The sequence below is a fragment of the Pseudomonas sp. PSE14 genome (genome assembly GCF_029203285.1).
GTDB lineage: Bacteria > Pseudomonadota > Gammaproteobacteria > Pseudomonadales > Pseudomonadaceae > Pseudomonas.
This window is the reverse complement of the sequence record NZ_CP115669.1, coordinates 5,205,546-5,225,900: the sequence shown is the minus strand read 5'-3', so window position 1 is coordinate 5,225,900 and position 20,355 is coordinate 5,205,546. Positions and strand designations below refer to the sequence as shown.

General features: G+C 65.3%; 18 protein-coding genes. 15 read left to right on the top strand and 3 right to left on the bottom strand.

Going from position 1 to position 20,355, the window contains the following annotated elements; translation table 11 throughout:
- Window positions 1–100 precede the first annotated feature (100 nt).
- From pilV to O6P39_RS24000, 5 genes are read left to right on the top strand one after another with little or no spacing between them, the layout of a single operon-like run.
- Window positions 101–613, top strand: a complete 513-nt coding sequence (gene pilV / locus O6P39_RS24020) for a type IV pilus modification protein PilV (protein WP_275608883.1) — start codon at window positions 101–103, stop codon at window positions 611–613.
- A 10-nt stretch (window positions 614–623) separates the two neighbouring features.
- Window positions 624–1,424 carry a prepilin-type N-terminal cleavage/methylation domain-containing protein gene (locus O6P39_RS24015; protein ID WP_275608882.1) on the top strand — a complete coding sequence of 267 codons (801 nt, stop codon included), beginning with the start codon at window positions 624–626 and terminating at the stop codon, window positions 1,422–1,424.
- Window positions 1,425–1,462: 38 nt separating this feature from the next.
- The gene (locus tag O6P39_RS24010) at window positions 1,463–1,975 is read left to right on the top strand and encodes a PilX N-terminal domain-containing pilus assembly protein (protein ID WP_275608881.1); all 513 of its coding nucleotides are present in this window, start codon (window positions 1,463–1,465) and stop codon (window positions 1,973–1,975) included.
- 15 nt (window positions 1,976–1,990) lie between these two features.
- Window positions 1,991–6,100: a PilC/PilY family type IV pilus protein gene (locus O6P39_RS24005; RefSeq protein ID WP_275608880.1), complete on the top strand. Its 4,110-nt coding sequence runs from the start codon at window positions 1,991–1,993 to the stop codon at window positions 6,098–6,100.
- Complete coding sequence (locus tag O6P39_RS24000) at window positions 6,097–6,534, top strand: type IV pilin protein (protein ID WP_275608879.1); 438 nt, start codon at window positions 6,097–6,099, stop codon at window positions 6,532–6,534. The genes O6P39_RS24005 and O6P39_RS24000 overlap by 4 nt, the downstream gene beginning before the upstream one ends.
- A gap of 7 nt (window positions 6,535–6,541) precedes the next feature.
- Here O6P39_RS24000 and O6P39_RS23995 read toward each other — a convergent pair whose 3' ends face one another.
- A complete protein-coding gene (locus O6P39_RS23995; protein ID WP_275608878.1) occupies window positions 6,542–7,129 on the bottom strand; it encodes a TIGR00730 family Rossman fold protein in 588 nt (195 codons plus the stop codon).
- 370 nt (window positions 7,130–7,499) lie between these two features.
- Between O6P39_RS23995 and azu the strand changes: the two genes are divergently transcribed.
- Entirely contained in the window at window positions 7,500–7,946 is a 447-nt protein-coding gene (azu, locus tag O6P39_RS23990; RefSeq protein WP_243804453.1) for an azurin, read from the top strand.
- A gap of 103 nt (window positions 7,947–8,049) precedes the next feature.
- Entirely contained in the window at window positions 8,050–8,676 is a 627-nt protein-coding gene (locus O6P39_RS23985; protein ID WP_275612022.1) for a hemolysin III family protein, read from the top strand.
- Between the two features lie 39 nt (window positions 8,677–8,715).
- Here O6P39_RS23985 and nadE read toward each other — a convergent pair whose 3' ends face one another.
- Both nadE and gcvA read right to left on the bottom strand, forming a co-directional pair.
- Entirely contained in the window at window positions 8,716–9,543 is an 828-nt protein-coding gene (nadE, locus tag O6P39_RS23980; protein WP_275608877.1) for an ammonia-dependent NAD(+) synthetase, read from the bottom strand.
- A gap of 98 nt (window positions 9,544–9,641) precedes the next feature.
- Window positions 9,642–10,538: a transcriptional regulator GcvA gene (gene gcvA, locus O6P39_RS23975; protein WP_275608876.1), complete on the bottom strand. Its 897-nt coding sequence runs from the start codon at window positions 10,536–10,538 to the stop codon at window positions 9,642–9,644.
- A gap of 134 nt (window positions 10,539–10,672) precedes the next feature.
- Here gcvA and O6P39_RS23970 point away from each other — a divergent pair, with 134 nt between their 5' ends.
- The 8 genes from O6P39_RS23970 to O6P39_RS23935 all read left to right on the top strand — a co-directional run bounded on the left by O6P39_RS23970 (window position 10,673) and on the right by O6P39_RS23935 (window position 20,201).
- Window positions 10,673–12,163, top strand: coding sequence for an aldehyde dehydrogenase family protein (locus O6P39_RS23970; RefSeq protein ID WP_275608875.1), 1,491 nt, complete (start codon window positions 10,673–10,675; stop codon window positions 12,161–12,163).
- A 165-nt stretch (window positions 12,164–12,328) separates the two neighbouring features.
- Window positions 12,329–13,612, top strand: a complete 1,284-nt coding sequence (locus O6P39_RS23965) for an FAD-binding oxidoreductase (RefSeq protein WP_275608874.1) — start codon at window positions 12,329–12,331, stop codon at window positions 13,610–13,612.
- Between the two features lie 385 nt (window positions 13,613–13,997).
- A complete protein-coding gene (locus O6P39_RS23960; RefSeq protein WP_275608873.1) occupies window positions 13,998–15,131 on the top strand; it encodes a branched-chain amino acid ABC transporter substrate-binding protein in 1,134 nt (377 codons plus the stop codon).
- A 225-nt stretch (window positions 15,132–15,356) separates the two neighbouring features.
- The gene (locus O6P39_RS23955; protein WP_275608872.1) at window positions 15,357–16,271 is read left to right on the top strand and encodes a branched-chain amino acid ABC transporter permease LivH; all 915 of its coding nucleotides are present in this window, start codon (window positions 15,357–15,359) and stop codon (window positions 16,269–16,271) included.
- A 5-nt stretch (window positions 16,272–16,276) separates the two neighbouring features.
- Window positions 16,277–17,578 (top strand): high-affinity branched-chain amino acid ABC transporter permease LivM, encoded by a 1,302-nt coding sequence (livM, locus tag O6P39_RS23950; RefSeq protein ID WP_275612021.1) that lies wholly within the window; start codon window positions 16,277–16,279, stop codon window positions 17,576–17,578.
- On the top strand, window positions 17,575–18,450 hold the full coding sequence (locus tag O6P39_RS23945) for an ATP-binding cassette domain-containing protein (protein ID WP_275608871.1): 876 nt from the start codon (window positions 17,575–17,577) through the stop codon (window positions 18,448–18,450). Before livM ends, O6P39_RS23945 begins: the two co-directional genes overlap by 4 nt.
- Window positions 18,447–19,163 carry an ABC transporter ATP-binding protein gene (locus O6P39_RS23940; protein WP_275608870.1) on the top strand — a complete coding sequence of 239 codons (717 nt, stop codon included), beginning with the start codon at window positions 18,447–18,449 and terminating at the stop codon, window positions 19,161–19,163. Before O6P39_RS23945 ends, O6P39_RS23940 begins: the two co-directional genes overlap by 4 nt.
- A 114-nt stretch (window positions 19,164–19,277) precedes the next feature.
- On the top strand, window positions 19,278–20,201 hold the full coding sequence (locus O6P39_RS23935; RefSeq protein ID WP_275608869.1) for an ornithine cyclodeaminase family protein: 924 nt from the start codon (window positions 19,278–19,280) through the stop codon (window positions 20,199–20,201).
- The last annotated feature ends 154 nt before the right edge of the window (window positions 20,202–20,355 follow it).

Below are 20,355 nucleotides of genomic sequence, written 5' to 3'. Positions count from 1 at the left end.
GAATCGCGCTCGAACGCCATCCCAGTCTGACTGACCCGCTCAGCTTTGCCGTCGCAGGCTACGTGCATCCGGTGATTTCACCCATGTGCGAGGGACTGCCATGAAGTACGCACTCGGCTTCAGCCTGATCGAGGTGCTGGTGGCGGTCGTGCTGACCTGCATCGGGCTGCTGGGAATGGTTGCCCTGCAAGGCCGCGCGTTGCAGTACGTCCAGGACTCGGCCCAGCGCAATACGGCGGCTGCTTTGGCGAATGACCTGGTGGAGATGATTCGCCTGCGCAGTGGCGGTCAGCCGATTCCGGCGGGCTATCTCAAGACGGCCGGTGTGAGCTTCCCCGGCGCTCCTACTACCTGCGCGAACACCCCCAATGCTGCTGAGCAGCAACTGGCGTGCTGGGCCCAGCGGGCGAGCGCATTGCTGCCGGGCGCCAGGGAGCTGCTGGTCGATGAGTTTCATGTCTGTCGATCAGATGGGGAAAACCGCTGCACGGCGGCCGGGGAGGTCCTGGAGATCCAACTGGCCTGGAAGGTCAGGCCGGGGGAGTGCCTGGACTCCAATGCCGCCAATGCGGCGGAGCCGATCTGCCGCTATCGATTACGCACTCGAATCTAGGAGGTGAGCCATGGAAGGCCCGCGGTATCAGGGTGGATTGTCCCTGGTTGAGTTGATGATCGCCCTCGCGCTGAGCAGCTTCCTGATCCTGGGAATCACCCAGGTCTATCTGGACAACCAGCGCACCTATCTCTTCCAGCAAGGGCAGTTGCAGAACCAGGAGAACCGGCGCTTCGTGTCGTTGTTCCTGCAACAGGAGCTGAGCCGCGCCGGTTATCGCAGGAATCCGCTGACGCAGGACATGGAGGCGGCGTTCAGCGGCGCTTCCGGCGGCATCGTCAAGGGCTGCAGTTTTGCGCCGGGGAGGGCTGTGCAGTACCTGGGCCGGTCGGCGCTCTGTATTCGCTATCAACCACGCGACAAATCCGATCGTGACTGCCTGGGCAATCGGGCTTCCAACGCTGCGGAGCTCGCCGAGCCATACGCCAGCACCCAGCTCGTCGTCGTCGAAAAGATCTACCTGGGCAGCGCAGGTGACCTGCGCTGCGCCAGTGCCCAGGGTGATGAGGCGCTGGTGGATGGGCTGGTCGATCTGGTGTTCCAGGTGGCGGTCGCCAGCGCCGTGCAACCGAGGGAACTGGCGCGCTATATCGGTGGCGTTCCCGAGGACGGGCAGCCTGTGGTTGGGGTGGGCTACAAGGTGTTGCTGCGCAGCAGCGGCAGGAATCTTCGAGATGCCGTGAGCAAGGCAACGGCCGTTGCCGACTGGAAGTTGTTGAGCGGCACGGAAGCCAGTGCGGTGTCCGGCGACTCCGGCCAGTTGTACCAGGTCAGCCAAGGGACCGTCATGCTGAGGAATCTCATGCCATGAGGCGGCAGGGTGAGCGGTTTTCCCAGCGTGGAGCGACGTTGTTCGTAGCGCTGATCCTCCTGCTGATCATGACGATGCTGGCCTTGTCGGGCGTCCGAAGCGCCGTGGTCGAATCACGCATCGCCGGCCACTCGGCCGCGCAACAGCGCTGGTTAAATGACGCCGAAGCGGGGTTGCGCATTGCCGAGGCGCGCGTGGATGCCTACTCCGGGGCATCGCTCAATGCACTGGCCATGAGCTGTACCCCGCAGATGTGCATGCCTTACCCCGATGCCGCGCACAGCGGCGGCTATAGCGCTCCGCGCTTTGCGCAGGGCGATGAGGTTGCCACGGAGATGGCGCCCTCCAGCGGCTCCTCTGGAGCGGAGGAGCTGCCCGTCAAATGGTATGTGGCACTGATCGGCGGTGGGGCCGACTGCGTCAGTACGGAATGCACGGCGGGAGGCAAGGGCGGCACCTTCCTCTATGAGGTCAACAGTTGTGCCGGCGACTGTGCGGGCAGTGGCAGCCAGAAGCTGCGCTCGGTGTACGCCAAGCACCATGATGATTGAGCAGGGAGGCTGCCGATGAGCAGACATCGATATGGACTCCTGCTGCTGGCCGGGTTTGTGGTGGTGGAGGCCTGTGCAGTAGAGGAGACAATTCCGGCGACCGGAACTGTGCCTGCCCAGACACCGTTGTTCGTCAGCCCCTCCATGCCGCCACTGAATCTCCTGGTGGTGGGGCTGGATCAGAAGTTGTTTCTTCCCGCCTACGGCGACGCTGGCGATACCCACGGTTACGACCCGGCAACCGCTCATTTCGGCTATTTCGACTCCGGGAAGTGCTATCGGTATGCAACAGGCGAGCAGCTGTTCGTGCCGGTCGCGTTCACCGATGACAAGGTCTGCAGAAACAGCGCCGGTCGCTGGAGCGGGGACTTTCTCAACTACCTGACCACCTCGCGGGCGGACGCACTGCGCAAGGTGCTCTATGGCGGTTATCGCTCGACGGACGGCGAAGACGAGACAGTGCTGGAGCGTTCGTTCATTCCCCAGGGCGCTCTTGCCTGGGGTAGGGAATATGCCGGTACGACGGACGCCGGATTCGATCTGGCGGACTACACGCCCTTCTCTGCACCCCAGGGGGCGAATCGCACGTTGTTCGCCAATGGCAGCGCACTGGTCAATGGGACTACCTACCTGAGCGTTCTGCCCGATGTGGCCAATCTCAGTGCCTGGGACTGGATGGGGCATGGGGCGGTGGCGGCGCAGGCGCAGAACATCACCCCGAGCGACTTCGCCGTGAGAGTCAGGGTGTGTGTTCCGGGGCTGCTGGAAGGCAACTGCAAGCAGTACCCGAGCAAGCACTACAAGCCGACGGGACTGCTGCAGGCATACGGCGAAGACGACCAGATGTACTTCGGTTTGATGATGGGCACCGGCGTGCGTGATCTGCCGGGTGGTGTATTGCGCAAGGCCATCGGCTCTTTCGCTGACGAGGTCGACGCGGAAACCGGGATCTTCGGTGCGAAGGGCAAGGGTGGGGTTCGAACCAAACCGGCCATCATCTCCAGTCTTGATGGTTTGCGCGCATTGTGTGGCACGGCGATCTGCTCGGGCGGGGCGAATCCGTTGGGTAGGATCATGCTCGATGCGTTGCGCTACTTCAGCGGCGCCGCGAGCCCCGCATCCACCGACCACTCCGCGCAGTGGGGCGATCCCTACCGAGCGGATCTTGCTCACCGTTGTTCGTCGCCCTTGATTACGGTCCTCAGTGATACGAGTCCCAGTCACGACTCGCAGCTGCCGGGCAGCCCCTTCGGCTCGTTCGACCAGGCCAGTGGCAGCCTGGCGCAGCTGGATGTTTCCGCGTTGGGAATGACCCTCTGGAATCATGAGACGGGCGGCGGCATGCAGTGGGTCGCCATCGGGGAAGTCAGCAGCAGCCCTACCGACGCGGCCCCGACCGCCAAGTCGGCGAGCGGCTTCGGCAGCCTTCGCGGATTACCGGAAGAACCGGCAGGGGAAGGGACCTACAACGCCGCCAGCGTCGCCTACTTCGGCAACCTGCACCCCATCACCACGACCGGCCTGCCGGTCACGACCTTGGCCATTGCCCTCGCTTCCCCCATGCCCGGTATCCGGATTCCGGTGGGCGACGGTATGGCCACCCTGATCCCGTTCGGCAAGCTCGTATCGCCGGGCAAGCCCTCTGTGCCGGCGCAGGTGAGCGCCTTCTTCGTACAGTCGATGCACAACCTGCCGGGGCAGAAGCCGTCCGCTCAGGTGAATGGCGGGCGCCCGGAGGTGGTGTTTCGCGTGGCGTTCGAAGACGAGGCTGTCGTGCTCTACAGCGCTAGGGTCAATGCAGACAATAGGCTGAGCGTCACCTTGAAAACGGTGCGTGGCGGCACTGGCCGAGCGCTGCATCTGGGTTACACGATGGCCGGGACAACGCGGGATGGCGTCTATCTCGAAGTGTCGGGCGGCGACACGCTCAACGATCCGTTCGATACGCCAGCCGGGCACTGGGCCGGCGAGTGCGAGCCGCTCGCTGGAGCCTGCCCGGCGCTGGAGGCTGGCAGCCCGGCTCGGGAGTTTGTCCCGGACAGGTCAAAGCAGATCACTCCTCTGCAGAATCCGCTGTGGTACGCAGCCAAGTGGGGCGGGTTCGATGCGAGGCGGTCGCCCCTGCCGGTGGAGGGCGAGTGGGATTCGCGCAAGCCTGGTTCCCCGGACAACTACTTCCCGCTGGCTGATGTGCCTCGGCTGAAAGAGCAGCTGTCCCGAGCGCTCAATCCGAGCCTGCAAGCCTCTGCTGCCATGACGGCGCCCATCGTTTCGCCACAGGAGTCCGGTGGGAATGATTTCGAGCTGTACAGCACGCAACTGGAAGTCGGCACCTGGGGTGGTGATCTGATCAAGCGAGTCGTACCCAGGGCTGGCAGTTCCGGCACTCCCAGGCTGGAGTGGAAGGCCAGCGAGCGCCTGCCCCGGTGGAGCGAGCGAAGAATACTGATGGCGAATGCCAGCGGTACCGGTTTGCAGGATTTCACCTTCGAGCATCTGGCCGGTCGCCGCTTTGCCGGGGCCGACTTGCAAGACCATCTGGATGCCGCCAGCGTGAATTTCCTCAAGGGTGATACCACGCATGAGGACGTTTATCGCCAGCGTACGAGCCTGATTGGCGACATCGTCAATTCGATACCTGTCCTGGGCAATAAGGCTGCGCTGCTGGTTGGTATTGCCGAGCGGCTGGATGGCGGCAGCGGTAGTTATCGGGCGTTCGTTGCGGCACAAGATGGGCACGACGATCAGGTCTATGTCGGGGCCAATGACGGCATGCTGCATGCCTTCAATGCGAAGTCCGGGGTGGAAACCTTCGCGTATGTCCCGACCCCGGTCATCCCCAACCTTCATCTGCTCGCCGATCGCCGATACGCCAGCGAGGCGGGGCGCCATCGCTATTACGTGGATGGCTCGCCCGCCGTGTCCGACGCATATTTCAACGGTGCCTGGCATCGGGTGCTGGTCGGTGTGCTGGGCGCGGGCGGGCGCGGAGTCTTTGCCCTGGACATTACCGATCCCGGCGCCGTCTCGCTGCTGTGGGAGTTCACCGCGCAGGATGATCCCGAGCTGGGCTACACCCTCTCCGCGCCGGTGATCGCTCGCCTGCACAGCGGCCAGTGGGCGGTGCTGCTGGGCAATGGCTACGGAGGGCGTGATGGGACGGCCGGCCTGTTCCTGCTCGATATTGCCGATGGGCGCGTGCTGGCCAAACTCACCACCTCGGCAAGCGGGGCCAATGGTCTTTCGGCGGTCAGCGCAGCGGACGTGAACGGTGATGGCATTGCCGACTATGCCTATGCGGGCGATCTGCGGGGCAACCTGTGGCGGTTCGACCTGATCGATGCGGGGACCCGGGATGCCTTGGGTTCGATGTCGTCGGTGAGCGCCTCGCGCTTCGCCGTTTCCTTCGGCAACCAACCGCTTTATCACGCGACCGCCAGCGCGGCGGACCCGACCGCCCAGGCGATCACCGCCGCGCCGGCCTTCATGAAGCATCCCTCCGGCAAGGGGCTGATGGTCTACGTCGGCACGGGCCGTTACTTCACTGCCAGCGATAAGGCCTCCAGCGCGCTGCAATCGGTCTATGGCATCTGGGACCGGCAGACTGATGGCGGCGCGGCCAGGACGACTCCGCGCCTTACCCGCGCCGACCTGGTTGCGCAGACCTTCGAAAGCAAGAGCCTGGTGGGCAGCCGCAGAGTGAGCCAGAAGTCCATCGACTGGGCGCGTGACTCCGGTTGGGTGCTGGACCTTCAAGTCGGCGGCCGTTTGCAAGGCGAGCGAGTCATTGCCACACCCAAGGTGCGTGGAACCCTGCTCCAGGTCCTGACGGTGACGCCCAATGCCGATCCCTGTTCACCCGGGCTCGAGGGCAGTGCCCTGGTGCTCGGCGCGGCTTTCGGAGGGGCGACACTGTTCCCGGTGTTCGACCTGAACGGCGATGGCAAGGTGGATGACCAGGACCTGGTTGCCGGCACGGTTCCCAGCAGCGTTCCGATAGCCGCGGGAGGCGTGACCTTCAGCGGTGACTCGCTGTTCGATGCCAGTGGCAAGCAACGCAGGCTTGCTTTCGGTGAGCTCAGCGGCCGGCAGACCTGGACGCAGATGCCGGAGGCGGTGAAATGAACAGGCCTGCGGAAACGGGCGTCACCCTCGTCGAACTCATGCTGGTGGTGGCCATCGCAGCCATTCTGGCGGCAATCAGCTACCCCGCTTATCGGCAGCATGTCCTGCGCGCCAGTCGCAGCGAAGGGCAAGCGCTGTTGTTCGATGCGGCGGCACGGGAGGAGCGTTACTTCGCCCAGAACAACAGATACGTCGTGGCCACCGGTGACCTCGCCAAGCTGGGGCTGCCGCGCGTGACGGCGAAGGGGGCGGACTCCACCGGCGGCAGTTATCTGCTAACCGTCGAGTCCGGAACGGAAGCGGACGGCGGTTACCGGCTCACCGCCACGCCGCAGGACAGCCAGGCGCAGGACTTGCGTTGTGGCGCGCTCAGCCTGAATACCGTCGGGGAGCAACAATCGGCGGCGGGGGATGCCGCCGACTGTTGGCGCTGAGTACGGCTCAGGTAGGGCTGCGATCCACCCACTTGGGCGCGGCCGAAGGCGTCCAGGCCTGCAGGGCGTCGATCAGTTCTGCCGGCGAGCTGGCGCGCTGGAGCATCTCGCGGTGCTGCGGGCGGACGAAGCGCTCCTGCACCAGGTGGTCGAGGAAGGTCAGAAGGGGTTCATAGAAGCCGTTGACCTCCAGCAGACCCAGCGGCTTGCCGTGGTAACCGAGCTGGCCCCAGGTCCAGACCTCGAACAGCTCCTCCAGCGTGCCCAGGCCGCCCGGCAGCGCGATGAAGGCATCGCTCAGTTCGGCCATGCGTGCCTTGCGGGCATGCATGCCGTCCACCACTTCCAGGCGTGTCAGGCCCTTGTGGCCGATTTCCGCCTCTTTCAGGCTCTGCGGAATGATGCCGATGACTTCTCCGCCTGCCGCCAGTGCGGCGTCAGCCACCATCCCCATCAGGCCGACCGCACCGCCGCCGTAGACCAGGCGGATGCCACGTTCGGCCAGGTGACGGCCAAGGGCTTCGGCGGCTTCCTGGTAGATCGGAGTGGCGCCGGGGCTGGCGCCGCAGAACACGCAGATGGAACGCAAGGACATGGAGAGCTCCCGGACTGATCAAGGCCGCCAGGGTAGCGGCTGGAGCGGGAGCGACCAAGACCTGTGTGACGGATTTCAGTCGTGTTGACCGCCGCCGGCCGAGGCGGCCAGTGCGTAGCTGGCGAGCAGGGTTTGTAACAGGGGATGAAGTTTCATGGCGCGGACTCCAGTGGGGCCGGGGTGTGGGGTCTATGCTAGACGGGGTGCGCTGATCTGCCTCGTTGAAGAACTGGATGAGGCTGATAGACATTTCGAGGCTTGCGCCGTGGCAAATCGCCCGTGCGTTATTGACCTGAGTCAGGGGAACTCGACCGCTCATCGGGCAGTCTCCTCTTCAGGTTTCTCCGCCCAACCTGCCTAGGAGGCTTGTATGTTCCGTAAACTCGCTGCTGTATCCCTGCTCGGCCTGTTCAGTGCTCCGCTGCTGGCCGCCGAATGCTCCGTGGACATCCAGGGCAACGACCAGATGCAGTTCAGCACCAACGCCATCAGCGTCGACAAGAGCTGCAAGACCTTCACCGTCAACCTGTCCCACCCCGGCAGCCTGCCGAAGAACGTCATGGGCCATAACTGGGTGCTGACCACCGCCGCCGACATGCAGGGCGTGGTGACCGACGGCATGGCCGCCGGCCTGGACAAGAACTACATCAAGGATGGCGACACCCGCGTGATCGCTCACACCAAGATCATCGGTTCCGGCGAGAAGGACTCGGTGACCTTCGATGTGTCCAAGCTCAAGGCGGGCGATGCGTACGCCTTCTTCTGCTCCTTCCCGGGCCACTCGGCCATGATGAAGGGCACCCTGACCCTGAAGTGATCCGGACCTCGTTCCGGTACGAAAAGCCCGACTCAAGGTCGGGCTTTTCAATTCATGCAACGAAGATAGGGTGTCTCTGGTCGAATCCGCAGCGGGGGATGCCATGTATCACGGTGAACGCTTCAATGCCTGGACCCATCTGATCGGAGCCGTGGCGGCGCTGGTCGGCGGCATCAGCCTGCTGGTCGCCACCAGCCTGCTCGGCGAGCCGCTGCGCATCGTCAGCGTGGCGGTGTATGGCACTACGTTGACGATGCTTTACAGCATTTCCACGCTGTACCACAGCGTGCGCGGACGGGCGAAGGTCATCCTGCGCAAGCTCGACCACCTGTCCATCTATCTGCTGATCGCCGGCAGCTACACGCCGTTCTGCCTGGTGACGCTCAAGGGCGCCTGGGGCTGGACGCTGTTCGGCATCGTCTGGAGCATGGCGGTGATTGGCATGCTCCAGGAGATCAAGCCGCGCTCCGAGGCGCGGGTGCTGTCGATCATCATCTACGCGGTGATGGGCTGGATCGTGCTGATCGCCGTAGGCCCGCTGTATCGCGCGCTGGGCGGCGCCGGGTTCGCCTGGCTGGTAGGGGGCGGCGCCTTCTACACCATCGGCATCATCTTCTTCGCCTACGACAGCCGCTTCCGCCACTGGCATGGCATCTGGCACCTGTTCGTGATCGCCGGCAGCCTGCTGCACTTCATCGCCATCTGGCGCTACGTCATCCCGGCGCGGTGAGCCCGGCTGGCGCGGGAGGGCTCCCGCGCCATCGGCGGATCATGGGGTGGTCGGCAGGGCGCGCTTGTGGCGGGTCTTCTCGAAGGTGCGGACGATGATGTCGAAGGCTTCCTGGCTGACCTCCTCGCCATGCAGGAAGGCGTCGATTTCCTTGTAGGTCACGCCGTGGGAATGTTCGTCCGGCTTACCGGGGGCGAGGTCTTCGAGGTCGGCGGTGGGCACTTTCTCCACCAGGTTTTCCGGTGCGCCGAGGGTGCGGGCAATGGTGCGGACCTGGTTCTTCACCAGGCCGGTGAGTGGGGCGAGGTCGCAGGCGCCGTCGCCGAACTTGGTGAAGAAGCCCATCACCGCCTCGGCGGCATGATCGGTGCCGACGACGAGACCCTGGCGGGCATTGGCGATGGTGTACTGGGCGACCATGCGGACGCGCGCCTTGGTGTTGCCCAGGGCGAAGTCGCGGGTGCCTGCGGGCAGGCCCTCCAGCGCCAGGGTCTGGGCAGCCAGCGCCTGCACCGACGGGCCGATGTTCACGGTGTGGCGCTCGTCCGGGGCGATGACGTCCACCGATTCCTGGGCGTCATGCTCGTCGCCCTGCACGTTGTAGGGCAGGCGCACGGCGAGGAAGCGATAGCTCTGGTCGCCGGTCTCGGCGCGCAGGCCTTCCACCGCGCGCTGGCAGAGCATGCCGGCGGTGAGCGAGTCGACACCGCCGCTGATGCCCAGCACCAGGGTCTTCATGCCCGAGCCTTTCAGGCAGTCCTGGATGAAGCGCACGCGGCGCTGGATTTCAGCCTGGACGTTGTCCGGGCCCTTGAATGGCGGCTGGACATTCAGCTCGGTCGCGATGGCTTGCTGGGTGGCTTTCATGGATGTACCTCGATCCGGACAGTGACAGGCCAATGCCTGTTGGAATGCAGGAAAAATACCAGCGACTGCGGCGCTGGGTCGATGGTCAATTGCGCCAATCAGGACGCCGCCAGGCGAGTCTGGATCCATTCCACGAAGGCCCGCACCTTGGGCACCGCCGCGGCGTGCTCGGGGTACGCCAGGTAATAGCCGCTGCGGCTGGCCAGGCCGTGCTCCCAGGCGATCACCAGCTTGCCCTCGTCCAGTTCCTCCGCCACCAGGAAGCGCGGCAGCAGCGCCACGCCGCAACCGGCCTGCGCGGCGCGGATGCACATGTAGAAGGTGTCGAAGCGCGGACCGTGGTAGCTGTGTTCGTTGCGCTTGCCCAGGCTCTGGAACCACTCGTGCCAGGCCTCCGGGCGGGTGGCGTTCTGCAGCAGGACCAGTTCGGCCAACTGGGTCGGGTCTTTCAGCGGCTGCTCCGGCAGGATGGCCGGCGAGCACACTGGCACCATTTCCTCGCCGAACAGATGCAGGCATTCCGCGCCGGGCAGGGTGCCCGCGCCGAAGAAGAAGGCAATGTCGCAGCGCGATTGCAGCAGGTCGCTGGGTTCCAGCTCCTGGCGCAGGTCCAGGTGGATGTTCGGGTGGCGGTGGCGCCAGCCATTGAGGCGCGGGATCAGCCAGCGCGCGCCGAAGGTGGGCGGTGTCGCCACTCGCAGGACCTCAGTCTCGCCGCCGTAGGAGAGCAGGTAGTGGGTGGACATCTCCACCTGGGTGAGGATCTTGCGCACCTCCTGCAGGTACAGCTCGCCCGCCGGGGTCAACTGCAGGCGCCGGCGCACGCGGCGGAACAGCAGGTGCTGGAGCATCTCTTCCAGCTGTGCCACCTGTTTGCTGACCGCGCTCTGGGTCAGGTTCAGCTCCTCCGAGGCGCGGGTGAAGCTCAGGTGCCGGGCGACGGCCTCGAAGCATTGCAGGGCGGTCATGGACGGCAGGTGGCGTTTGCTCAGCATGGCGGGCAGTTCATGAATTTACGGAATGATGTGCATAGGAAACGTCGTTTGTTGTGCCTCGGCAAGCCGTTTATTACTGCTGGCATTCCATTAGGTCATCTGAATCACCTGATCCGAAACAAACAGGAGTCCGCATGATTTCCGCACTGCTCGAATCCCTCGGCGTCGACGCTCGCCTCTACACCGGTGGCGATCAGGTCATCCATACCCCCATCGACGGCAGCCGCCTGGGCGCGGTGCGTCTGGAAAGCGCCGCCGAGGTGGAGCAGAAGATCGGCCGCGCCGCCCATGCCTTCGAAGCCTGGCGCAAGGTGCCGGCGCCGCGTCGTGGCGAGCTGGTACGGTTGTTCGGCGAGGAGCTGCGGGCGAGCAAGGCGGCTCTGGGCGAACTGGTGTCCTGGGAGGCCGGCAAGATCACCCAGGAAGGCCTGGGTGAAGTGCAGGAGATGATCGACATCTGCGACTTCGCCGTCGGCCTGTCGCGCCAGCTCTACGGCCTGACCATCGCCTCCGAGCGCCCCGGTCACCACATGCGCGAAACCTGGCATCCGCTGGGCGTGGTCGGGGTGATCAGCGCCTTCAACTTCCCTGTCGCCGTGTGGTCGTGGAATACCGCGCTGGCGCTGGTCTGCGGCAACTCGGTGGTGTGGAAGCCGTCGGAGAAGACCCCGCTCACCGCGCTGGCCTGCCAGGCGTTGTTCGAGCGCGCGCTGAAGAAGTTCGGCGACGCACCGGCGCACCTGAGCCAGGTGGTGATCGGCGACCGCAGCGCCGGTGAGGCGCTGGTGGACGATGTCCGTGTCGCCCTGGTCAGCGCCACCGGCAGCACCCGCATGGGCCGCGAAGTAGGCCCACGCGTGGCGGCGCGCTTCGGCCGCAGCATTCTCGAACTGGGCGGCAACAACGCCATGATCCTGACCCCCAGCGCCGATCTGGACATGGCCGTGCGCGCCATCCTGTTCAGCGCCGTCGGCACCGCCGGCCAGCGTTGCACCACCCTGCGCCGGCTGATCGCGCACAAGTCGGTGAAGGACGAGATCGTCAGCCGCCTGAAGGCCGCCTATTCCAAGGTGCGTATCGGCCATCCGCTGGAAGGCAACCTGGTCGGCCCGCTGATCGACGAGCGCAGCTTCCTGGCCATGCAGGGCGCGCTGGAGCAGGCGCGCGGGGAGGGCGGCGTGGTGTTCGGCGGCGAGCGTCAACTGGCCGACCGCTACCCGAACGCCTACTACGTGTCGCCGGCCATTGCCGAAATGCCGGAGCAGAGCGACGTGGTGCGCCACGAGACCTTCGCGCCGATCCTCTATGTGGTGCCCTACGAGCACTTCGAAGAGGCGGTGGCGCTGAACAATGCCGTGCCCCAGGGCCTGTCGTCCTGCATCTTCACCACCGACCTGCGCGAGGCCGAGGCCTTCCTCTCGGCGGTGGGCAGCGACTGCGGCATCGCCAACGTCAACATCGGCCCCAGCGGCGCGGAAATCGGCGGCGCCTTCGGTGGCGAGAAGGAAACCGGCGGTGGCCGTGAGTCCGGCTCCGATGCCTGGAAGGGCTATATGCGCCGGCAGACCAACACCGTGAACTATTCGCGGGAATTGCCGCTGGCCCAGGGCATAGTCTTCGACTGAGTTTGCTCTTCGTAGGAGCGAGCTTGCTCGCGAACGGAGTCCGGTTGGGCTTCAGCGTTATGCGGTTCGCGAGCAAGCTCGCTCCTACACAAAGCCCTCGGCTCGCAGCAATAGGGGCTTGCAGTACAGAGTCATTCACAAAGGTTCGCGTAGAAGGATCGCTGGATGTCGCTTCGCCAAGAGTGTCTGTGGGAATACCTGACCCCCGAACGTCCGGAAGCTCCGATGCTGCGGGGGGATCGCAAGGTCGACGTGTGTGTCGTCGGCGCCGGGATCACCGGCCTGTCCGCCGCGCTTCATCTGCTGGAAAAGGACCAGACGGTCTGTGTGCTCGACGCCCACGCCACTGGGCATGGTGGCTCCGGGCGCAACGTCGGGCTGGTCAACGCTGGTTTGTGGATTCCCCCGGACGAGATCGAGGCGGGCATGGGCGCGGAGGTGGGCCAGCGGGTCAACCACATGCTCGGCAACGCGCCATCCCTGGTGTTCTCCCTGATAGACAAGTACGGCATCGCCTGCCAGGCGCGCCGCGAAGGCACCCTGCACATGGCGCACAACGCCCGCGGCCTGGCGGATCTACGCAGCCGCTGCGAGCAGTGGAGCCGTCGCGGGGCGCCCGTCGAGCTGCTGACCGGCGCCGAGTGCGAACAGGCCTGCGGCACCGACAAGATCGCCGGCGCGCTGCTCGACCGCCGCGCCGGCACCCTCAACCCGATGGCCTACGTCAGCGGCCTGGCCCGCGCGGTGGTGGGGCTCGGCGGCGAGCTGTACCACCATTCCCCGGTGGTCGGGCTGGTGCGCGTGGGCAACGCCTGGAACGTGATCACCCAGGGCGGCGTGGTCACCGCCGAACAGGTGGTGATCGCCTCCAGCGCGTACACCGAAGGCGAGTGGACCGAGCTGCGCCGCACCTTCTTCCCCGGCTACTACTACCAGGTCGCCTCGCGTCCGCTGGAGGGCGCCGAGGCCGCGCGCATCCTGCCGGGCGGGCAGGGCTCTTGGGATACCCGCCAGGTGCTCAGCAGCATCCGCCGCGATGCCGATGGTCGCCTGCTGCTCGGCAGCCTCGGCAAGGGCACCGGTAAGCCGGCGTGGTTCCTGAAAAGCTGGGCTGACCGCATCCAGCAGCACTACTTCCCCAAGCTGGGCAAGGTGGAATGGGAGTTCACCTGGACCGGCTGCATCGACTTCACCCCCGACCACCTCATGCGCCTGTTCGAGCCGGCGCCGGGGCTGGTCGCCATGAGCGGCTACAACGGCCGCGGCGTCACCACCGGCACGGTGGTGGGCAAGGCCTTCGCCGACTTCCTGCTGGGCGGTGACGCCAGCGTGCTGCCGATGCCGCTACGGCCGATGGAGGAGATTTCCGCCGCTGGCCTGCGTAGTCGTCTCTACGAAGCGGGCTTCTCGCTCTACCACGCCGGGCAGTGCCTGCGGGTGGTGATCTGAGCCCGGCGATGCGTGGGCGGGGGCCTCCCGCCGCGTCTGCCCCAACGTTCGCTGCACTTTGGACTAGCCTCTTACTGGTGCGTTACCCCGACGGGTCTGCACCGCGGATGTGCAGTTCGGTGACAGCGATGGTTACGGATGGGGTTGCGCCTGTGGTGGCTGGATGTGTCAGCCCACGGGAAGGAGGGTTGCGCCTTTTCGATTGAGTGGTTGCACCTTCGGTTTTCGATGGGTTGCACGTGTCTAACACTGATGCCCGCCAGCTCTGGCTGTTTTTGCTGTAGGACTTGGTTAATAACAAAAACGAATGGCACGCGGCTTGCTGTCGATAAGTCGCCAACATTAGTTCGTGCGCCATTACAAAAACCCTCAGGAGCAAAACTCCATGTCGCAGAAGATTTTCAGAAAAGGCTTTCTGGCCCTGGCGGTAACCACCGCGCTGGGCATGTCTTCCTTTGTAGAGGCTGATGTCGTTATCGGGGTCGCAGGGCCGCACACCGGGGCGAACGCCTCGTTCGGCGAACAGTACTGGCGGGGGGCTACCGAGGCCGCCAACGCGATCAACGCCGCCGGTGGCGTGAACGGGGAGAAGATCAAGCTGGTGAAGGCCGACGACGCCTGCGAGCCCAAGCAGGCCGTGGCAGTCGCCAACCGCCTGGTCGACCAGGACAAGGCCATCGCCGTGGTCGGTCACTTCTGCTCCTCCAATACCATCCCCGCCTCCGAGGTGTATGACGAGGCCGGCATCATCGCCATCACCCCCGGCTCGACCAACCCGAAGGTGACCGAGCGCGGCCTCACCGGCATGTTCCGCATGTGCGGTCGTGACGACCAGCAGGGCATCGTCGCCGGCAACTACATCGTCAACGTGCTGAAGGCCAAGAAGGTCGCGGTGATCCACGACAAGGACACCTACGGCCAGGGTCTGGCGGATGCGACCAAGGCGCAGCTGAACAAGCTGGGTGTCAAGGAAGTTCTCTACGAGGGCCTGACCCGCGGCGAGAAGGACTTCAACGCCCTGGTCACCAAGATCCGTGCCTCGGGCGCGGAAGTGGTGTTCTTCGGCGGCTTGCACCCGGAAGCCGGCCCGCTGGTACGGCAGATGCGCGAGCAGGGCCTGACTACCGTGTTCTTCTCCGATGACGGCATCGTCACCGACGAGCTGGTCACCACCGCCGGCGGCCCGCAGTACACCAAGGGCGTGCTGATGACCTTCGGTGCCGATCCGCGCCTGATCCCGGACGGCAAGGCCGTGGTGGACAAGTTCCGCGCCGGCGGCTTCGAGCCGGAAGGCTACACCCTGTATGCCTACGCCTCGGTCCAGGCGCTCGCCGCCGCCTTCAACGGCGCCGGCAAGAACGATCCCCAGGCGGCCAGCAAGTGGCTGCACACCAACCCGGTGCAAACCGTGATGGGCAAGAAGGAGTGGGACGAGAAGGGCGACCTGAAGGTCTCCGACTACGTCGTCTACCAGTGGGACGACAAGGGCAAATACCACCAGTTGGAAAAACAGAAGTAAGCGTCCGGACGCTGCCCTGGCTCCACCACGTACCGGCCGGGCCCTGCGGGGTCCGGTCGGTGACGGGCGCGCCCGAACAGCATCCATGCACCCGCTCCGACCTGCCGGCGCCGCCACGAGCGGTGCCGGCATCCCCGCAGGTCGGCGCTCGCCCGGCGACGGTCACGAGCCGTTCAGCCCGCTTGCCGCCCGCCTTCCCTGCCCTGTCTGTGTGAGTACCCAATCGTGGACGGTATCTTTCTCCAGCAAATGATCAACGGGCTGACCCTCGGGTCGGTCTACGGCCTGATCGCCATCGGCTACACGATGGTTTACGGCATCATCGGCATGATCAACTTCGCCCACGGCGAGGTGTACATGATCTCCGCCTATCTTTCGGCCATCGCCCTGGCGCTGCTGACCTTCTTCGGCCTCGAGTCCTTCCCGCTGCTGATCCTCGGCACCCTGGTCTTCACCATCTGCATCACCGGCCTGTACGGCTGGGTGATCGAGCGCATCGCCTACAAGCCACTGCGCAACTCCACGCGCCTGGCGCCGCTGATCTCGGCCATCGGCATGTCGCTGATCCTGCAGAACTACGTGCAGCTGTCCCAGGGCCCGCGCCAGCAAGGCGTGCCGACCCTGCTCGACGGCGCGCTGAAGTTCCACGTCGGCGAAGGCTTCGTGCAACTGACCTACACCAAGGTGTTCATCCTCATCGCCGCCTTCGTCGGCATGGCCGTGCTGACCTATGTGATCCAGTACACCAAGCTCGGGCGCATGTGCCGTGCCACCCAGCAGGACCGCAAGATGGCCTCGATCCTGGGGATCAACACCGACCGGGTGATCTCCTACGTGTTCGTCATCGGCGCCGCCATGGCCGCGCTGGCCGGCGTGCTGATCACCATGAACTACGGCACCTTCGACTTCTATGCCGGCTTCATCATCGGCATCAAGGCGTTCACCGCCGCGGTGCTCGGCGGCATCGGCTCGCTGCCCGGCGCCATGCTCGGCGGCCTGATCCTCGGTGTGGCCGAGGCGCAGTTCTCCGGGATGATCAACACCGACTTCAAGGATGTGTTCGCCTTCGGCCTGCTGGTGACCATCCTGATCTTCCGACCGCAAGGGCTCCTGGGTCGTCCCCAGGTATCGAAGGTGTGAGCATGATGGCCGCTACCCAGACCACCGCCGCGCCGAAGACCGCGCGCATCGATATCAAGAAGAGCCTCGTCGACACCGTGCTCGCCGGGCTGATCGCCCTGGTGGTGTTCGGTCCCATCGTCGGCGTGGTGCTCGATGGCTACAGCTTCAACCTCGAACCGGTTCGCCTGGCCTGGATGGTCGGTGCAGTCATGATCGGCCGCCTGCTGCTCAGCTTGTACCTGCAGACCCCGGCCGGCGTGCGCGTGATGGAGCGCTTCGAAACCTCCGACTCGGGCATCACCGTACTGCAGCCGGGCTACAAGACCCGTCTGCGCTGGATCGTCCCGCTGCTGATCGTCGCCGCGGTGATCTTCCCGTTCTTCGCCAGCAAGTACCTGCTCACCGTGATAATCCTCGGCTTGATCTACGTACTGCTGGGCCTGGGGTTGAACATCGTGGTCGGCCTCGCCGGGCTGCTCGACCTCGGCTATGTGGCCTTCTACGCCATCGGCGCCTACGGCCTCGCGCTGGGTTACCACTACCTCGGCCTGGGCTTCTGGACGGTGCTGCCGCTGGCGGCCATCACCGCCGCGATGGCGGGCGCGCTGCTGGGCTTCCCGGTGCTGAGGATGCACGGTGACTACCTGGCCATCGTGACCCTGGGCTTCGGCGAGATCATCCGCCTGATCCTCAACAACTGGCTGTCCTTCACCGGCGGCCCGAACGGCATGCCGGTGCCCTCGCCGACCATCTTCGGCCTGGAGTTCGGCCGCCGGGCGAAGGAGGGCGGCACGCCGATCCACGAATTCCTCGGCATCGACTACAACCAGAACCTCAAGTTCGTGTTCATCTACGCGGTGCTGTTCGTGGTGGTGCTGCTGGTGCTGTACATCAAGCACCGGCTGACCCGCATGCCGGTCGGCCGCGCCTGGGAAGCGCTGCGCGAGGACGAGATCGCCTGCCGCGCCATGGGCCTGAACCACGTGCTGGTGAAACTCTCGGCGTTCATGCTCGGCGCCTCCACCGCGGGCCTGGCGGGCGTGTTCTTCGCCAGCTACCAGGGCTTCGTCAACCCGTCGTCGTTCACCTTCTTCGAGTCGGCGCTGATCCTCGCCATCGTGGTGCTCGGTGGCATGGGCTCCACCGTGGGCGTGGTGATCGCCGCCTTCGTCCTCACCGTGGCGCCGGAGCTGCTGCGCAGCTTCGCCGACTACCGGGTGCTGCTGTTCGGCATCCTCATGGTGCTGATGATGATCTGGCGACCGCGCGGGCTGATCCGCATCAGCCGCACCGGCTTTGCCGTACGCAAGGGGGTGGCGCCATGAGCGGTGACAAGATCCTCAGCGTCGAGCACCTGATGATGCACTTCGGTGGCATCAAGGCGCTCAACGACGTCAACCTCGACGTGGAGCGCGGCTCCATCACCGCGCTGATCGGCCCCAACGGCGCGGGCAAGACCACGGTGTTCAACTGCCTGACCGGCTTCTACAAGGCCACCGGCGGCAACATCCTGCTCAACACCCAGGGCCGCACCACGGACGTGATCAAGGTGCTCGGCCAGCCCTTCCAGGCCGCCGACTTCGTCAACCCGGCGCAGTTCGGCAACCGCGTCTTCTACAAGATGTTCGGCGGCACCCACCTGGTGAACCGCGCGGGGCTGGCGCGCACCTTCCAGAACATCCGGCTGTTCCGCGAGATGTCGGTGGTGGAGAACCTGCTGGTGGCTCAGCACATGTTCGTCAACCGCAATCTCATCGCCGGCGTGCTCAACACCCCCGGCTACCGTCGCGCGGAAAGCGAGGCGCTGGACCACGCCTTCTACTGGCTGGAAGTGGTGGACCTGGTGGACTGCGCCAACCGCCTGGCCGGCGAGATGTCCTACGGGCAGCAGCGCCGCCTGGAGATCGCCCGCGCCATGTGCACCCGGCCCGAGCTGATCTGCCTCGACGAACCCGCCGCCGGCCTCAACCCGGCGGAAACCCAGGCCCTGGCGCGCATCGTCCGCTACCTGCGCGACCACCACGGCATCACCGTGCTGCTGATCGAGCACGACATGGGCATGGTGATGAACATCTCCGACCACATCATCGTGCTCGACCACGGCGTGGTCATCGCCCGTGGCGCACCGGACGAGATTCGCCACAACGACAAGGTAATCGCCGCCTATCTCGGCGCGGACGAAGAGGAGCTGGTATGACGGCGCCGATGTTGGAGTTCCGTGATGTGGATGTGTTCTACGGGCCGATCCAGGCGCTGAAGAAAGTCTCGCTGACCGTCAACGAAGGGGAAACCGTGGCGCTGATCGGCGCTAACGGCGCAGGCAAGTCCACGCTCTTGATGTCGATCTTCGGCCAGCCGCGCGCGGCTGCGGGGGGGATCTTCTACAAGGGCCAGGACATCCGCCACAAGTCGGCGCACTACGTGGCCTCCAACGGCATCGCGCAGTCGCCGGAGGGACGCCGGGTGTTCCCCGACATGACGGTGGAGGAGAACCTGTTGATGGGCACCATTCCCATCGGCATGGACCACGCCCAGGAGGACATGGAGCGCATGTTCGACCTGTTCCCGCGCCTGAAGGAGCGACGCAACCAGCGCGCCATGACCATGTCCGGCGGTGAGCAGCAGATGCTCGCCATCGCCCGTGCGTTGATGAGTCGGCCCAAGCTGCTGCTGCTCGACGAGCCCTCGCTGGGCCTGGCACCCATCGTGGTCAAGCAGATCTTCCAGACCCTGCGGGAACTGGCGAAGAGCGGCATGACCCTGTTCCTCGTGGAGCAGAACGCCAACCATGCGCTGAAGCTGTCGGACCGTGGCTACGTGATGGTCAACGGCGAGATCCGCCTGAGCGGCACCGGCGCGGAGCTGCTGGGCAACCAGGAGGTTCGCAACGCTTACCTCGGCGGGCACTGACGCCTGTTGCTCTTCGTAGGAGTGAGCTTGCTCGCGAACATCTCCGCAGCGGGGCTTGTTCGCGAGCGAGCTCGCTCCTACAGGTTATCCCCTGCTTCCTGAAGAGGAGCTTTCATGCAAGACCTCCGCTTCCTCACCAACGCCGACGTCGCCGAACGACTGAGTTATCCCCAACTGATCGAAGCCCTGCGCATCGGCCTTGCCGGCGACTGCGAAGCCCCCGTGCGAGGCTGCCATGCGCTGCCAGACAACGCTTCGCTGCTGACCATGCCCGTCTGGCGGCCGGGGCAGGACATCGGCGTCAAGCTAGTCACCGTGTTCCCCGGCAACGGCGCGAAGAACCTGCCGGCGGTGGCTGCGCTGTTCTGCCTGTTCGATGGCCAGACCGGCCGTCCGCTGGCGATGCTCGAAGCCTCCGAGCTGACCGCCCGGCGCACCGCCTGTACCTCGGCGCTGGCCGCCGACTACCTGGTGCGCCGCGATGCGCGCAGGCTGCTGATCGTCGGCAGCGGCACCCTGGCGCCGCACATGGTCCGCGCCCACTGCTCTGTGCGCGAGTACGAAGACATCGCCATCTGGGGCCGTCATGACGACAAGGTGAAGGCCCTGGTGAAGCGCCTGCAGGACGAAGGCTATCCCGTCCATGCCTGCGCCGACCTGCGCGGCGCTGTCGCGGCGGCGGACTGCATCAGCTGCGTCACCACCTCCCGCGAGCCCATCGTGCTCGGCGAATGGCTGCGCTCGGGCTGCCACCTCGACCTGGTCGGCGCCTTCCTGCCGTCCATGCGCGAAACCGACAACGAAGCCGTGCGTCGCGCGCGCATCGTGGTCGACACTCGCGAAGGCGCGCTGGAGGAGGCCGGCGACCTGCTGATTCCCATGGGCGAAGGCGTGATCGACGAAGGCGCCATCCACAGCCAGCTGTCCGACCTGCTGCAAGGGCGCGGCGCGCGCCGGGACGACAGCGAGATCACCCTGTTCAAATCCGTGGGTTATGCACTGGAAGACCTGATTGCGGCGCGGCTTCTGGTGCATTGAGGTTGTCCAGAAAATCTGTGGGCCGGCCTGTGGATAAGGTTTGGGCGAATCCTTGCAGGCCCCATTCCCAGGGGCTCCGCAAGGACCGGCTGATTTCTGCTCGATCGCCCTGAAATGCTGTATGGATGGACAGTTTCGGCTTTCCGGAAAAGTT

Coding starts and splice junctions, on each gene's coding strand:
- O6P39_RS23940 (WP_275608870.1), top strand. CDS start 18,447: ATGACGGCGCCGATGTTGGAGTTCCGTGATGTGGATGTGTTCTACGGG.
- gcvA (WP_275608876.1), bottom strand. CDS start 10,538: ATGCTGAGCAAACGCCACCTGCCGTCCATGACCGCCCTGCAATGCTTC.
- O6P39_RS23960 (WP_275608873.1), top strand. CDS start 13,998: ATGTCGCAGAAGATTTTCAGAAAAGGCTTTCTGGCCCTGGCGGTAACC.
- azu (WP_243804453.1), top strand. CDS start 7,500: ATGTTCCGTAAACTCGCTGCTGTATCCCTGCTCGGCCTGTTCAGTGCT.
- O6P39_RS23995 (WP_275608878.1), bottom strand. CDS start 7,129: ATGTCCTTGCGTTCCATCTGCGTGTTCTGCGGCGCCAGCCCCGGCGCC.
- pilV (WP_275608883.1), top strand. CDS start 101: ATGAAGTACGCACTCGGCTTCAGCCTGATCGAGGTGCTGGTGGCGGTC.
- O6P39_RS24005 (WP_275608880.1), top strand. CDS start 1,991: ATGAGCAGACATCGATATGGACTCCTGCTGCTGGCCGGGTTTGTGGTG.
- livM (WP_275612021.1), top strand. CDS start 16,277: ATGGCCGCTACCCAGACCACCGCCGCGCCGAAGACCGCGCGCATCGAT.
- O6P39_RS23970 (WP_275608875.1), top strand. CDS start 10,673: ATGATTTCCGCACTGCTCGAATCCCTCGGCGTCGACGCTCGCCTCTAC.
- O6P39_RS24000 (WP_275608879.1), top strand. CDS start 6,097: ATGAACAGGCCTGCGGAAACGGGCGTCACCCTCGTCGAACTCATGCTG.
- O6P39_RS23985 (WP_275612022.1), top strand. CDS start 8,050: ATGTATCACGGTGAACGCTTCAATGCCTGGACCCATCTGATCGGAGCC.
- O6P39_RS23945 (WP_275608871.1), top strand. CDS start 17,575: ATGAGCGGTGACAAGATCCTCAGCGTCGAGCACCTGATGATGCACTTC.
- O6P39_RS23965 (WP_275608874.1), top strand. CDS start 12,329: ATGTCGCTTCGCCAAGAGTGTCTGTGGGAATACCTGACCCCCGAACGT.
- nadE (WP_275608877.1), bottom strand. CDS start 9,543: ATGAAAGCCACCCAGCAAGCCATCGCGACCGAGCTGAATGTCCAGCCG.
- O6P39_RS23935 (WP_275608869.1), top strand. CDS start 19,278: ATGCAAGACCTCCGCTTCCTCACCAACGCCGACGTCGCCGAACGACTG.
- O6P39_RS24015 (WP_275608882.1), top strand. CDS start 624: ATGGAAGGCCCGCGGTATCAGGGTGGATTGTCCCTGGTTGAGTTGATG.